This is a genomic window from Pseudomonas psychrophila HA-4, assembly GCF_000282975.1.
In the GTDB taxonomy this organism is placed as follows: Bacteria; Pseudomonadota; Gammaproteobacteria; order Pseudomonadales; family Pseudomonadaceae; genus Aquipseudomonas; species Aquipseudomonas psychrophila_A.
Genome location: NZ_ALJC01000114.1, coordinates 1 through 14,265 on the forward strand (window position 1 = coordinate 1; position 14,265 = coordinate 14,265).

General features: G+C 55.2%; 17 protein-coding genes and 3 pseudogenes. 18 read left to right on the top strand and 2 right to left on the bottom strand.

Features of this window, described 5'->3' with window-relative positions:
• Positions 1-212, bottom strand: a pseudogene (locus tag B347_RS0118565) (DUF6124 family protein); the annotation flags it as partial.
• Positions 213-722: 510 nt separating this feature from the next.
• Between B347_RS0118565 and B347_RS0118570 the strand changes: the two are divergent.
• The 4 genes and pseudogenes from B347_RS0118570 to B347_RS26980 all read left to right on the top strand — a co-directional run.
• Positions 723-1,043, top strand: a complete 321-nt coding sequence (locus B347_RS0118570; protein ID WP_019411201.1) for a type II toxin-antitoxin system RelB/DinJ family antitoxin — start codon at positions 723-725, stop codon at positions 1,041-1,043.
• Complete coding sequence (locus B347_RS25190) at positions 979-1,290, top strand: type II toxin-antitoxin system YafQ family toxin (RefSeq protein WP_033387973.1); 312 nt, start codon at positions 979-981, stop codon at positions 1,288-1,290. Before B347_RS0118570 ends, B347_RS25190 begins: the two co-directional genes overlap by 65 nt.
• A gap of 142 nt (positions 1,291-1,432) precedes the next feature.
• Positions 1,433-1,723, top strand: a pseudogene (locus B347_RS25475) (type II toxin-antitoxin system RelB/DinJ family antitoxin).
• Positions 1,713-1,833 (top strand): annotated as a pseudogene (locus tag B347_RS26980) (type II toxin-antitoxin system RelE family toxin); the annotation flags it as partial. The pseudogenes B347_RS25475 and B347_RS26980, both read left to right, overlap by 11 nt.
• 43 nt (positions 1,834-1,876) lie before the next feature.
• Here the strand turns inward: B347_RS26980 and B347_RS0118585 are convergent.
• Positions 1,877-3,226, bottom strand: a complete 1,350-nt coding sequence (locus B347_RS0118585) for a hypothetical protein (RefSeq protein ID WP_019411204.1) — start codon at positions 3,224-3,226, stop codon at positions 1,877-1,879.
• A 233-nt stretch (positions 3,227-3,459) separates the two neighbouring features.
• Here B347_RS0118585 and B347_RS0118590 point away from each other — a divergent pair, with 233 nt between their 5' ends.
• The 14 genes from B347_RS0118590 (at position 3,460) to B347_RS26740 (ending at position 14,265) form a co-directional block, all read left to right on the top strand.
• Positions 3,460-4,032, top strand: coding sequence for a phage baseplate assembly protein V (locus tag B347_RS0118590; protein WP_019411205.1), 573 nt, complete (start codon positions 3,460-3,462; stop codon positions 4,030-4,032).
• The gene (locus tag B347_RS0118595) at positions 4,029-4,373 is read left to right on the top strand and encodes a GPW/gp25 family protein (RefSeq protein WP_019411206.1); all 345 of its coding nucleotides are present in this window, start codon (positions 4,029-4,031) and stop codon (positions 4,371-4,373) included. The genes B347_RS0118590 and B347_RS0118595 overlap by 4 nt, the downstream gene beginning before the upstream one ends.
• Positions 4,370-5,284 carry a baseplate J/gp47 family protein gene (locus tag B347_RS0118600; protein WP_019411207.1) on the top strand — a complete coding sequence of 305 codons (915 nt, stop codon included), beginning with the start codon at positions 4,370-4,372 and terminating at the stop codon, positions 5,282-5,284. The genes B347_RS0118595 and B347_RS0118600 overlap by 4 nt, the downstream gene beginning before the upstream one ends.
• A 5-nt stretch (positions 5,285-5,289) precedes the next feature.
• Positions 5,290-5,898, top strand: coding sequence for a phage tail protein I (locus B347_RS0118605; RefSeq protein ID WP_019411208.1), 609 nt, complete (start codon positions 5,290-5,292; stop codon positions 5,896-5,898).
• The gene (locus B347_RS26075) at positions 5,895-6,878 is read left to right on the top strand and encodes a phage tail protein (protein WP_019411209.1); all 984 of its coding nucleotides are present in this window, start codon (positions 5,895-5,897) and stop codon (positions 6,876-6,878) included. Before B347_RS0118605 ends, B347_RS26075 begins: the two co-directional genes overlap by 4 nt.
• Positions 6,879-6,880: 2 nt before the next feature.
• Complete coding sequence (locus tag B347_RS25620; RefSeq protein ID WP_019411210.1) at positions 6,881-7,459, top strand: hypothetical protein; 579 nt, start codon at positions 6,881-6,883, stop codon at positions 7,457-7,459.
• Between the two features lie 126 nt (positions 7,460-7,585).
• Positions 7,586-8,755, top strand: a complete 1,170-nt coding sequence (locus B347_RS0118620) for a phage tail sheath protein (protein WP_019411211.1) — start codon at positions 7,586-7,588, stop codon at positions 8,753-8,755.
• Positions 8,756-8,798: 43 nt separating this feature from the next.
• On the top strand, positions 8,799-9,314 hold the full coding sequence (locus B347_RS0118625; protein WP_019411212.1) for a phage major tail tube protein: 516 nt from the start codon (positions 8,799-8,801) through the stop codon (positions 9,312-9,314).
• 32 nt (positions 9,315-9,346) lie between these two features.
• The gene (locus B347_RS0118630) at positions 9,347-9,676 is read left to right on the top strand and encodes a phage tail assembly protein (RefSeq protein ID WP_019411213.1); all 330 of its coding nucleotides are present in this window, start codon (positions 9,347-9,349) and stop codon (positions 9,674-9,676) included.
• An 8-nt stretch (positions 9,677-9,684) separates the two neighbouring features.
• The gene (locus B347_RS26080) at positions 9,685-9,804 is read left to right on the top strand and encodes a GpE family phage tail protein (RefSeq protein WP_019411214.1); all 120 of its coding nucleotides are present in this window, start codon (positions 9,685-9,687) and stop codon (positions 9,802-9,804) included.
• Positions 9,794-12,352: a phage tail tape measure protein gene (locus tag B347_RS25210; RefSeq protein ID WP_081498317.1), complete on the top strand. Its 2,559-nt coding sequence runs from the start codon at positions 9,794-9,796 to the stop codon at positions 12,350-12,352. The genes B347_RS26080 and B347_RS25210 overlap by 11 nt, the downstream gene beginning before the upstream one ends.
• A gap of 5 nt (positions 12,353-12,357) precedes the next feature.
• Positions 12,358-12,798: a phage tail protein gene (locus tag B347_RS0118645; protein ID WP_019411216.1), complete on the top strand. Its 441-nt coding sequence runs from the start codon at positions 12,358-12,360 to the stop codon at positions 12,796-12,798.
• Positions 12,795-14,051: a phage late control D family protein gene (locus B347_RS0118650; RefSeq protein ID WP_019411217.1), complete on the top strand. Its 1,257-nt coding sequence runs from the start codon at positions 12,795-12,797 to the stop codon at positions 14,049-14,051. Before B347_RS0118645 ends, B347_RS0118650 begins: the two co-directional genes overlap by 4 nt.
• Positions 14,052-14,118: 67 nt before the next feature.
• Positions 14,119-14,265: a hypothetical protein gene (locus tag B347_RS26740; protein ID WP_019411218.1), complete on the top strand. Its 147-nt coding sequence runs from the start codon at positions 14,119-14,121 to the stop codon at positions 14,263-14,265.

Below are 14,265 nucleotides of genomic sequence, written 5' to 3' on the forward strand. Positions count from 1 at the left end.
CGCAACAAGTCTGACGCTTGGGCCAAAGCCGCTTCTAAATTGACACTGTCCGAGATGGCATACAGCACCGTGCTCATAGGGCGAGCAGGTAAATGACTTTGCAGGTAGTAATCGAGCGCACGATCCGTGGCGGCACGGTCAAGCAACAGTGAATTGCACAGAGCAGCATCTTGCAGGATGGTAGAAGGTGGATCAGGTGTAATTTTTTTCATTGCAACTCCGACTCGCTTATTGGAGCTGGCCCCATGTCGCGACTAAACGCATGGGTGGCAGCCGTACGCAGGTTAGTCGACCGGTGAGCTCGGAAACCGGCGCGCCACAAGGACGCCCTGCGCACGGCCACCAAAAAGTGCGGCCGAAAAAAAACGCCTCACTAAGGTGGCGCCTTGCGCCTTGCTCATAAACCGGGCGACTAAACCCGACCACTGTTTTTTTCAGCGGTGGACCGAGACTAGTGCTCGATGCAGAGCGACGCAAGCGCGCGGGATTTTCTAGGAAGTTTCGCGAGATAGAAAGGGAAACGTCGTACGAATTGCCTGATTGTGCATCCGTAGACTGTGATTACGTCGCAGTTACTGCATCATTGAGTCAAAGATGACGCTTAGTGGGCCGCTTCAGGCTGGCTGGATTGATTAGCAAATAGTTGCTCTATTTGGAGGAATCGTTAACAATGGATTACGTAGCTACGTTGTAGCTACAATATTAGCCAGCGAGGTAAGATTATGGCCGCATTACTAAAAACCACTGACGTGCGCTGCCGCATCGAGGAGGACTTGAAAGAGCGCGCCACGGCTGTACTGCAAAGCTGCGGGCTTAGCATCAGCGATGCAATGCGTCTGTTTCTTCGACAAGTTGTCGAAACACAAGGGTTGCCCTTTGAGGTTCGGGTGCCGAGCGAAAAAACCGCCCAGGCTCTTGTGCAAGCTCGCGAAATTCGCCGTCAGTTTAATTCGATGCAAGAAATGCTAGAGGGTTTGCATGGCGAAGCAGGAGAAGAAACAAAAGCGGGCACCCATACCAAGAAGCGTCGCGTACACGCTTAACTTCAAAAAGTCCTGGAAACGCTATGAGCGGGCTGGGATAAGGGACATGAACGAAGCTATCAGGGTCATGTCTCTACTTTTTGAAGGCAAGCAACTGCCACCCGAGTACCTTGACCACGAGCTACGAGGCAACTGGGAAGGTGCTCGCGAATGCCATATCGGCGGTGATTTCCTCTTGATTTACCAGGATGACAGCTACTTAGTGACCTTCGTCGATTTAGGCACACACAGTGAGCTTTTCGGCTAGGCGCATTACGAGCCATGCTCGGCCCGTGCGGGCCACACCGTTACCGCAACACGACTAAAAAATGTTTATTTCCGATGATAAAAGGCTGGTTGCGCAGACTGCACACATATTGGTTGTTCACCTGAGCGCCGCGCACTGCCGACTGAATGAGCGAGCTTGCTCGCGATCTTTTGACCTTTTAAAAAGATCGCGAGCAAGCTCCTACAACATCCGCGCGGACGATTAACTCAAAGCCCATGCCTACCTAGACCTTGAACACTTGGGTGTCACTCCTTCTGAACTGATGCGCCAGGCATTGCAGTACCTAGCCGAACGCGGCCAACTGCCCTTTCGCCCCGTGCTGATGACCAAAGAAGACGAGGCCCTCATCAACACCATCCGTGAGCGCCTGGCAGCACAGCAACGGGTCAAAGTTACATTAGATGACCTTTAGTCTTGAGTTTAATAAGCGTGAACTTAATGAGTGGCAAAAACTCGGAGACACGATCAGGCAGCAATTCAAAAAAACTGGCAGAAGTACTTATCAACCCATGCGTCGAGGCAAAGGAATCTTCTTTGACAAAACTGTAAAAAATAATCACTTGACTCACTTAACAAACACAGACGGGACCTGCGGCAAGCCACACCATTCAGCTATACGATTATACTTACCGGCTACATCCTTAAATATTTCCCAACCAGCATCAAGCTTATCTAGAGCAGTATTTATTTCCGTCCCTTTTTCCAAAGCACTCTCGATCACCCGTCGAAATTTACTCATAGCAGGAGATGCTCTCACAGCATCTGGATCTTTACATTTCTCTACAGAAGATAATGCCCCCTCCAACTCTTTAAAAGTCAAATGTGCAGGGCTTGTGCTAGGGATACCTTCGAGCAGTTCATTCAAACCACCTAACACAGCAGCAATATCTAAGTTTATCTCTACAGTGTTAACGATAGATATATCAGGTTTAAAATCAATCATAACTGTATTTTTAGCTGAGAGACCAACACCAACCACGCCAAGAAATCTATCATACATAGCATTCTGAACCCCTATAATATCTTGCTGAGACTCTACTCTAAGCTTAGCTATTCTTAGCTCTGCCCTTAACTCCAAAATCAGCTTATCACTTTTTGTAAATTTCTCCGGCCGTTCAGCGCCAGTCACTATAAGCTCATATTCATGAAGAGCCTTCTCAACAACTTCAGATCGACCACTTTCAGTTTCAATAATCATTCTAACAGTAAGGCCCTGCTGTTCAATTTTAACTGAAGCGTTTTCTTCAGGATATTGTTCCCTAAGATAAGCACCAAAAAAACTAAGAATACCCAAACCTGCCTGGTGGTATTCCGAAGGAAATTCAATACTTCTGTCTACAACATAGTTAGGTTGTTTAACATTAGTATCTGGCAAGATTTCAGTTACCGTAGGCCCCTTTACAGACGCTTCAGACGAGTAACCTAGTATCAGGAAAGGATGCTGATGACTAAGTGGAGAAAGCACCTCTAATTGCGAAAGATGAGCTTCAAAAGACTCACGCCTGACCAAATGACTACCTGACGAACGGAAAAATTTACGCATCGGAACCAACATTACAGGAATTTCAATCAACCCTAGCTTAACTGCCAAAGTACTCTGTTGAAAAATCCACCTACTCAAAGTATCAACTATCCCCATAGGAAGGGACACACAAAAACCGTTCTTACTTGCCCCCATATGAGTTAAATTAACTTTCCTCCCTCCAATCTCATAAAATTCTTTACCAATGGACTTCCATCCTCTTTTGTTGAGCGCTTCATCCCAGAATTCACGATAACTTGATCTTTGCTCATTCCCTTCCATATGCGTAACCATTTCTGCAAGTGCTTCCATAGCCTCTTCAAGCTCCCCCCCGTCACTCTTTACCACAACATCCCACGCCCCTTTAAAACTAACAACACTATTAATAAACATACAAATCCTCAGACCTAAAATATTGCAAATTATAACTTACTTAACATGACAATATTAAGTATAAACACCACCATCCGCAGATAATAGCCATACGACATCATTATACTCATTACACCAAATTTCTGCTCCTTCCTTAAGGTCTCAGATTAGTAGAAACCTATAACCCGATGTAATACGTTCCTATACAGATCACAAATACTGTCAACACGTTCATACAGAGCCACCATCCCCCCATGAACAACCTCCCCGCCCTCGCCCGTATGCTCGAAAATCTCATCCGCTTCGGCACCATTGCCGAAACCCAGATGAAGCCCCCGCGTGTGCGGGTTAAAACCGGCACGTTGCTGACCGGCTGGCTGCCGTGGATTGCCTTACGCGCCGGGGCCGATACGGACTGGGACCCGCCCACTGTCGATGAGCAGGTGATTCTGTTCAGCCCGTCGGGCCAGCTCGCCAACGGTATTGCTCTAACCGGGATTTACAGTACGGCCAACCCGGCCAACGGCGAGCAGGAAGGTGTGCACCGTCGCACGTACCGCGACGGTACGGTGATTGAGTACGACAGCGTAGCTCACCATTTAAACGCGGTGCTGGCCGATGGCGGTACTACAACGCTGATCAGCCCTGGTGGGATTACTGTTGTGGGCCCGATCACTCACGAGGGCGATTACACCCAAACCGGCAATCAGTCGGTCACGGGCAAGGTGACGGTGTCGGATGATGTGGTAGCGAGTGGCATTAGTTTAGTCACGCACATTCACGGCGGTGTGTTGCCCGGCCCTGGTGTGACGAGTGTGCCGCTATGAACCGTGAAACCGGCGCGGCGATCAGTACGGTGGAGCATATCGGCCAGTCGATCAGCGATATTTTGACCACCCGCCTCGGCACTCGTGTGATGCGCCGCGAATACGGCAGTTTGCTGCCCGAGCTGGTGGACCAGCCGTTCAATGACGCCACGCGTTTACGGGTGTATGCCGCGAGTGTGATGGCGATTATGCGGTGGGAGCCACGGGTCTGTATCAGCCGGGTGCAGTTGCTCGGCGCCACGCTGCAAGGCCAAGTGGTGATGGATATTGAAGGGCGCATTCTGGACCGTAATCAGGCGTTAAGCATGAGCCTGCCCCTGCAATTGGGAGGCAGCGCATGAACACTTTCGCCGCGATTGATTTGAGCCTGTTGCCCGCGCCACACATCGTGCAGCAGATTGATTACGAGCAGGTCCTTGCTGAGCGCAAAGCTTATGCCATTAGCCTGTGGCCTGCCGAACAACAGGCGGATATTGCCGCACGCCTGAATCTGGAATCAGAACCGCTGACCAAGTTGTTGGAAGAAAACGCCTACCGCGAAGTGCTCTGGCGCCAACGGGTGAATGAGGCGGCGGTGGCCAATATGTTGTCGCTGGCCACCGGCAATGACCTGGACAACCTCGCGGCCAATTTTAACGTTCAGCGCTTAGTGATTACGCACACCGACGCCAACGCCAGCCCGCCAACCGTGCGCGTGCTGGAGGGCGACGACAGCCTGCGCGAGCGGACACAGATGGCTTGGGAGGGACTTAGCACTGCGGGCCCTCGTAATAGTTATATTTTCCACGCCCGCGCGGCTGACGGCCGGGTGGGTGATGCCACCGCTGAAAGCCCCAGCCCTGCAGTGGTGGTGGTGACAGTACAAGCGCTGTTGGGTGACGGCAGCGCCGAACCCGGCTTGCTGGCCACGGTTGCGGCTTACCTCAGTGATGAGGATCGGCGCCCGGTGGCTGACCGCCTCACGGTGCAAACCGCACAGGTGGTTGAGTACCCGATCAACGCCACGCTGTACCTGAACACCAGTGGCCCGGAGTCGGAACCGATTCTTGCGGCCGCTGAACAACGCCTGCTGGGGTATGTCCATCAGCGTCGGCGTTTGGGCATGGAGGTGACCGAGTCGGCCATTCACGCCGCGCTGCATGTAGAAGGGGTTCGCAAGGTTACCTTGCAGCACTGGCAAGACATACGCGCTACACCGTACCAAGCGCCTTTTTGCAACGCTATGGTGCTGTCGCTGGGGATTGAGCCGTGACCAGGGTGTCGTTGTTGCCGCGTAATGCCAGCGAACTGGAACAGCTCGCTGCGGTGGCCTTGGCGCAGATTCAGCGGGTGCCTATTCCGTTGCGTCAGTTGTGGAACCCCGCCACCTGCCCCACCGAGTTGCTGCCGTACCTGGCCTGGTCTTTTTCGGTCGACCGCTGGGACAGCCAGTGGCCGCAAAGTACCAAACGCGCGGCGATTCGGGCGTCATATGCCATCCATTCACGTAAAGGCACCCTCGGTTCATTGCGCCGGGTGGTGGAGCCGCTGGGGTATTTGATTGAGGTGATTGAATGGTGGCAAACCGTGCCTGAGGGCATCCCCGGCACGTTCGCGCTCGAGGTGGGCGTGCTGGACTCTGGCATCACCGAGGAGATGTATCGGGAACTCACCTTTTTAATTGATGACGCCAAGCCCGTGAGTCGTCACTTAACCGGCTTGGCCATCAGCCTCGAAACCACCGGCCTCATCAACATTTACAGCTGTGTGTATGAGGGCGAAGTCATCGACGTGTATCCGCCTGCACCGCGTGACATTGAGGTGACCGGCCAGTTCGGCCCGGTGGGCCGCGAACATCAAATCGAAACCCTGGACGTGTACTCATGATTGATCAAAACAGCCAGTTCATGGCGATCCTCACCGCCGTCGGGGAAGCCAAGCAAGCCAATGCCGACGCGCTGGGCATTCCTTGGACGTTCTCGCAAATGGGTGTAGGGGATGCCAACGGCACCGATCCAATCCCTGATCGGCTGCAAACCCAACTGATTCGCGAGCAACGCCGAGCACCGCTCAATCAGGTCAAAATCGACCCGAAAAACAGCAACGTGATCATCGCCGAGCAAGTCATCCCAGAGAACGAAGGCGGCTGGTGGATTCGTGAAATCGGCCTGTATGACCTCGACGGTGATTTGGTGGCCGTGGCTAATTGCGCGCCAAGTTTCAAGCCTTTGCTGGCTCAAGGCAGCGGCAAGACCCAAGTGGTCCGCATGAACTTCATCGTCACCAGTGCCGCCAATGTGGTGCTGAAAATCGACCCCAGTGTTGTGCTCGCAACGCGTCAATACGTTGATGAACGCATTATCGAAGTGCTGCCGCCGACCCGCCCAGCAGGCACCTATCAGAAGGTTACGATCAACGAACGGGGCATAGTGATCGAGGGCAGCAACCCCAACACGCTGGCCGAAAACGGCATTGTTGATGCGTTTACCCAAACGGAAAGTGATCACCGCTATTTGCTGAAATCGGACTACCCCGCAGGTATTCCTCGCAACACGGCATTGTTAGGTGAGTCGGGGTGGTGGTGCTGTGCAGACACCGGGTTGGTTCGCCAGCGTACCCGGGTGCACATCGGTGATATTGCGCCCGGCTCCACGGTCAGTGTTTTCTGGCCTACACAGTTTCCTACTCAATGTTCATCTGTCCTCGTCGCGTTGGAGGTTGCGGACGCAAAGATGACGCTTGATCACTTCATCAATGTTCAATGCGCGCTGGTGAGCAAAAGCGTCGCGGGGTGTGCATTCATTTTCGACGAGTGGATCAGTGGCATACAAGATTTGATCCTTAACGTACAGGCAGAGGGAAACTAACCATGGCCTGGTATTTCAATATGCAAACACTCGGTTTCATGACCACGGTGATCTGCGGTGAGCGCACACTCCAAATCCCGGACCCTGACTGGAAACCGGACCCTGACAGTGAGGAGATCGACCCACAACACCCATTGATTACCGTGGACAATCCAGCGTGCACACTGGCACCCGAAGCACTGTTATGGCCGCTCACCGATGCAGACTATGCCGCCTTATTTGCCGGGCAAGGGGCGGGTAAAGTCATCAGCACCACGGCTCAAGGGCACCCTATATTGACGGACAGGCCCGCGCTTACCCCCGAACAAATACAGATGCAGCAAGCCGCCGATCAGGCTCAACGCCTAACGGCTGCGAACGCCCACAAGGCTACCCTGGCTGAGCGCATCGCCACCTTGACAGATGCCGTGGACAATATCGGGCAACCCGGTGTGGAAGCCTTTGCGGCCACCCTAGAAGAACAGGATGAATTGGCACGCCACCAGCGAGCATTGGTGCAGTGGAAAAACTACACCATTGCGTTGAGTCGCGTAGTGCCAACCGCTGAGCCCGTTCAATGGCCGCTAAAGCCAGAAAGCTGACACTGCACAATCGGGCGTCGACGCGTGCGCGCCCTGTAACCCCAGCACTTACAAGCCCCTCCCCTCGCCGAGCCGTCACGCGCGCGGCAGCCTGTGCAGTGTCACCCCACTGCGCAGGCACCACCCATGGCCGATTATCTTCACGGCGTGCGGGTCATCGAACTCAACGATGGCACCCGCCCCATTCGCACCATCCCCACCGCTGTCATCGGCATGGTTTGCACCGCCGAAGACGCGGACGCGGCGTTCTTTCCACTGGACACGCCGGTACTGATTACCAACGTACAAACCGCGGTTGGCAAAGCCGGGGTTAAAGGCACCCTCGCCGCGAGCCTGCAAGCCATCGCCGACCAGACCAAGCCGTACACCATTGTGGTAAGGGTGCAGGAAGGCGCCGATGAGGCTGCAACCACTAGTGCCCTGATCGGCACCACCACCGCTGACGGCAAATACACCGGCATGAAAGCCCTGCTCGCCGCCAAGGCCCGACTGGGCATGGTGCCGCGCATTCTGGGGGTACCGGGCTTGGACAGCCTGCCGGTGGCCACCGCGTTGGCGAGCATCGCCCAGCAATTACGGGCGTTCGCTTACGTGAGTGCCTGGGACTGCAAAACCAAAGAAGAAGTGGTGGCTTACCGCGATAACTTTGGCGCCCGCGAGCTGATGGTCATTTGGCCGGATTTTCTGAACTTCGACACCACTATCAGCCAAACCGCTGTCGCGTCAGCGGTGGCTCGCGCCTTGGGCTTGCGCGCCAAGATCGATCAGGAAGTGGGCTGGCATAAAACCTTGTCCAACGTCGCAGTCAACGGGGTGACGGGTATCAGCGCCGATGTGTTCTGGGACCTGCAGAACCCGGCCACCGATGCCAACTACCTCAACAGTAACGAAGTCACCACTTTGATTAACGAAGGCGGCTATCGCTTCTGGGGGAGCCGCACGTGCTCCGACGACCCGCTGTTTGCCTTTGAGAATTACACCCGCACCGCACAAATTTTGGCCGACACCATGGCCGAGGCGCATATGTGGGCGGTGGATAAACCGATGCACGCCTCACTGGTGCGCGACATCGTCGAGGGCGTTAACGCCAAGTTCCGCGAGTTGATCTCGCAAGGTTATTTGATCGGCGGCGGTTGCTGGTTCCCCGATGACATCAACGACAAAGACACCCTCAAGGCCGGCAAGCTGTACCTGGATTACGACTACACCCCAGTGCCGCCCTTGGAAGACCTAACCCTGCGCCAGCGTATCACCGACCGTTACTTGATCGACTTCGCCAGCAAGATCAACCGTTAAAACGGGGCGGCCACTCTGTGCCTGCCCCTAGGAGAACCGCGTTATGGCCTTACCTCGCAAGCTCAAAAACCTGAACCTGTTCAATGACGGCAATAGCTATTTGGGTGTGGTCAAGTCCGTCACGTTGCCGCCACTGGCTCGCAAGATGGAAACCTATCGTGGCGGCGGTATGAATGGCGGTGTCAAGGCCGACTTGGGCATGGCCGACGATGGTCTGCAGTTCGATTGGAAAACCGGTGGCATGGATTTGATTTCGCTCAAGCAGTTCGGCGCGATCAACGCGTCGGCCATTGCCCTGCGTTTTTCCGGCGCGTTTCAGCAAGACGATACGGGCGAAACCAGCACCGTGGAAATCGCTGTGCGCGGGCGCCATGAGTCCATCGAAATGGGCGACGCCAAGCCCGGCGAAGACACCGAACACAGCATTAAAACCGTCTGCACGTATTACAAGTTGACGGTCGATAACGAGGAAATCATCGAAATCGATTTGCTCAATTTTGTCGAGAAGGTCAATGGCGTCGACCTGCTGGAAAAACAGCGCAGCGCCTTGGGCATCTGACCCACCCCTGACCCTTTACCCCGGAGACTCACATGAACACCACCGAAACCGCTGGAACGCTGCCTGCTGTCGATGACAACTGCGTGACCCTCGACCAGCCGATCAAGCGCGGCACCACTGAAATTGCCAGCCTCAGCCTGCGCAAACCCTCATCCGGTGAGCTGCGCGGTGTGTTGTTGATCGATTTGTTGAACATGGATGTGTCGAGCCTGATCAAGGTGATTCCGCGTCTGAGCAGCCCCAGCATTACCGCGCCGGAAGCCGCCGGCATGGACCCGGCTGACCTGTTGGCCATCGGCAGCAAGATTGCCGGTTTTTTGTTGCAGAAGTCGGCGAAGACGGATGCATTCCTCGCTGCGTAGAAGACGCCATGGCTGACTTGGCGGTGGTGTTTCATTGGGCCCCAGCGGAGATGAATCATCTGGGCCTGCAAGAGCTGATGGACTGGCGCGAGCGTGCCAGGGTGCGGAGTTCAACCGATGGCGAATGATTTAAGACTGAGGGTGTTGCTCAATGCCATTGACCGCGTAACTGCACCCTTGCGCAGTATTCAGCGGCAGTCCAACGTGGCTGGCCAAGCGCTCAAAGCAGCAAGAGACAAGCTCAAAGCGCTCAATGACTCGCAGAAACAAATCAATGGTTTCCGCGAGCTAAAGCAAGGTCTTAACTCTACCCGCACCGAACTGCAGGCTGCCCAGCAACGTACTCAGGCACTCGGACGCGCACTGTCACAAACGCAAAATCCAACCCGTGCCATGACACGAGAGTTTGAGCAAGCCAAACGCGCTATGCAGCAACTCAAGCAGCAGGAAACGGCCCAAACGCAGCAACTTCAACAGATGCGTCAACGATTGAGCGCTGCCGGAATTTCGACACGAAACCTGGGTGAGCATGAGCGCCGTTTACGCCAAGACATTATCAATGCCAACCAGCAGATGGAACGGCAACGTCAACGCCTCGAGGCCCTCACCCGCCAACAGCAACGTCTGACTCGCGCCAGTCAGACCTATCAACGTCAACAGCAGTCGGTTGGCAAATTAGCGGGTAAGGGCGCGGCAGCAGTTGCCGGTGGTGGCGCTGCGCTGTATGCGGGGGCACGGCTACTCAGACCTGGGGTTGAGTACGGCGCCCAAATGGGCGAGTTGCAGGCTGTTACTCGCTTGGAAAAGGACGATGAGCGCTTCTCTGCGCTCAAGCAACAGGCGCGTGACTTGGGGGCCTCTACGGCGTTTAGTGCCACGCAGGTTGGTGCTGGCCAAACCTTTCTAGCACGTGCAGGTTTTACCCCTGAAGCTATCAATGCCTCTATGCAAGACGTGCTCGATCTTGCACTTGCCAACGGCGTCGATCTGGCACGCTCGGCTGATATCGCGTCGAATATCAGCAGTGCTTTTAAGATCGACCCGCAGGTGGGAGGCAACATAACCCGCGTGACAGATGTGCTTTCCGCCGCATCTTCACGCGCAAACGTAAACCTCGAAATGCTTGGCGACACCATGAAGTACATGGGTTCAGCCGAAGGTCTGGGACTGACACTTGAGCAAGCAGCAAGCATGGCGGGTTTACTGGGCAATATTGGCATTCAAGGCAGCCAAGCCGGTACAACCCTACGCGCCATGCTCAATCGACTGACCGCGCCAGCCAAAGAAGCGAAAAAATCAATGGCGGAACTGGGCCTGCAGGTCAGTGATTCCAACGGCAACCTTCGCGCGATGCCTGACATCCTTCAGGACGTGGCCACCGCCACTGCCAAGATGGGCAACATTGAGCGAGCAAAGCACCTCAAGGTTATTTTCGGGGAAGAAGCGGGCTCTGGTATGGCTGAGCTGATCAATAAACAAGGGACGGGTGCCATGACAGCACTCTTGGGCGAACTTAAAAACGCTCAAGGTGAAAACTCTAAAATGGCACGCATCCGAGCGGACAATATCGACGGTGACCTTAAAAGCCTGCGCAGTGCCTGGGAAGAAGTTGGCATTAGCATTACCGATGTCAACGACGGGCCAATACGGCAAGCGGTTAAAAGTATTACTGACGTGATTAGAACCGTGGGTGAGTGGATTAAACACAACCCTGCACTTAGCGCTGGCCTATTCAAGGCAGCAGCCATTATTGCTGGTTTCACTGCGGTAGTGGGTGGCCTGATGATTGCTGTCGCCAGTGCATTACTGCCATTTATTGCACTGCGCCTGATGCTGGCTCAAGTGGGTATTCGCCTGCCCGGTTTGATCACGCTGTTCTGGAACCTCGGCAAGAACGTGCTGCCCTTTGTCGGCAAGGCTGTGATGTGGCTCGGGCGAGCACTGCTACTAAATCCGGTCGGTATTGCGATCAGTGCCATTGCCGCTGCCGCCTATCTCATCTACAACAACTGGGATGCGGTCAAAGGTTACTTCGTCAGTGCCTGGGCTGAAATCAAGGCCGGCTTTGACGGCGGTGTTGGCGGCATCGTAACGGTGCTGACCAACTTCAGCCCGGTCGGGCTGATATACCAAGCCTTTGCGGGTGTATTGAGTTACTTGGGCATTGATCTGCCCAACCGCTTTACCGAGTTCGGCGGCATGATTGTCAATGGTTTGGTCAACGGGTTGTATGCAGGGCTGGGCAAGATAAAAACGGCTATCAACAACATCGGCGATTCGACCATTGCATGGTTCAAGGAAAAGCTCGACATCAACAGCCCGTCGCGGGTGTTTGCACAGTTGGGCAATTTCACTATGGCCGGCCTGGCCCAAGGCTTGAACGAGGGCAGCCATGGCCCGCTGAACGCCATCGGCGAGCTCAGTAAACAGTTAACGGCCAGCAGCGCACTCGCCATCGGTACCCTCAGCACCCCTGCGCTGGCTGTTGATACGCGCGCGCCTATCAGCCAGGCAGGTACCTCCACATACGACAGCAACGACCACTACGAAATCAACATCCACTCCACGCCCACCATGGACGCCCAAGCCATTGCCCGTGCGGTACGCATTGAACTGAGCCGTATCGACAACGAAAAATCGGCCCAACGTCGCAGCCAATTTTCTGACATGGACTAACCACTATGATGCTTGCCCTCGGCATGTTCGTGTTCAGCCTTTCGACGTTGGCCTACCAAGAGCTGCAGCGCCAGACCGATTGGCGTCACCCCAGCAGCAGCCGGGTCGGTGCTGCGCCGGCACGGCAATTTATTGGTCGGGGCGACGACAGCATCACCCTGCCCGGCATCCTCTTTCCCGAGCTGGCCGGCAGCACGCTGAGCCTAGACGCGTTACGCCTAATGGCCAACACCGGCAAGGCATGGCCAATGATTGAGGGCAGCGGGCGCATTTACGGCCTGTGGATAATCGAGAGCCTGAGTGAAACCAAGACTGTGTTCTTCCGGGACGGTACGCCGCGCCGGATCGAATTTACTCTGAACCTTAAGCGTATCGACGATGATCAGCTCGACTTGATCGGCGCCGCGACCAGCGCAGGGGTCAACGTTCTAAGAGGTTTACTGTGATCGATGATGTAGCCGGGTATCTGCACAACACCGCCGAACGTGTGCAACGTGACGCGGTGTACGCGACCCCAGTGTTTCGTATTACCGTAGATGGCAACGATATTGCCCAACTCATCAGCCCGCGCCTGATCAGCCTCGAGCTGACCGACAACCGAGGGCTTGAGGCTGATCAACTGAGCCTCACCCTCAGTGACCATGACGGCCTGCTGGCCATGCCAGCCAAAGGCGCACTGCTGCACCTTTGGCTGGGCTGGAGCGATACCGGACTTGTGAATAAAGGCAGCTATACCCTCGACGAACTGGAACACAACGGTGCCCCGGATACCCTGAGCCTGCGCGCCCGATCGGCAGACTTGCGCAAGAGCTTGAAGACCAAACGCGAGCGCAGTTGGAGTAACAAAACCCTCGGCGATGTGATCAACGACATTGCCCTAGGCAACGACCTGAAACCGACTATCGCCCAGACGTTAGCCGGGCAGCCCATTCTGCAACTTGATCAGGCCAATGAGTCCGACGCCAACCTGATCAGCCGCTTGGGCGAAGAATTCGACGCGGTGGCCAGCGTTAAAGCGGGTTGCCTGCTGTGCCTGCCAGCGGGCGGTGGTCAGTCGGTGACCGGCATCGTCCTACCCCATATCACTCTCACCCGCGAAGACGGCGACCAGCACCGCTACCTACAAGCCGACCGCGACAGCTATGACGGGGTTCGGGCGTACTTTTACGACATCAACAGCGCCAAAAAGCAGGAAGCCATCGCCGGCGGGGGTGACAACCTCAAAGACCTGCGCCACACCTACAGTGACCTACAATCGGCACTGCGTGCTGCCCGTTCTGAATTCAAGCGCCTGCAACGCGCCAGCGCGACCCTGAGCTACACCTTGGCAAAGGCGCGCCCGGACTTGATCCCGGAACTGACCTACACCCTGATGGGCATCAAAGACGAAATCGACGCCATCATCTGGTACGGCGGCAACGTGCAACACAGCCTGAGTGCGGATGGCGGGTACACCATGAGCCTGGAACTGGAAAGCAAGTTGCCGGAGGATGGGGTTGAGGATTTGGCAGAAAACGACGATGGCGATTACACGGGGGTAATTGCTTACTACCGAGACCCGAAGACGGGCAAAGAAAAGACGGTTACTGCGGGGGACCCAGACAAGCCGAAACGGCTACAGTGGTTGTATGCCAGCGAGCAAACGGCTAGACGAGCGGTAGGCCGGGAGTGGGCACGAAAGAACTTTCCTACGGGTTGAGCGTTTGCTCATAAAAGAGTAATCCCATAAGCTATTAAGCATGAATACACAGACCTCGGAGGTTGTCATGGCCACCACCAAGAAAGCCGAAAAACCGCGTAAAAAGGTCATCAGCCACGAGCTGACTTATCTTGATGTCCGCCAAGCCGCACGCGATGGGCAAAAGGCTTTCGACGCATTTGTCCTGACTGGCAAACTGCCTGTCTCTAAGTAG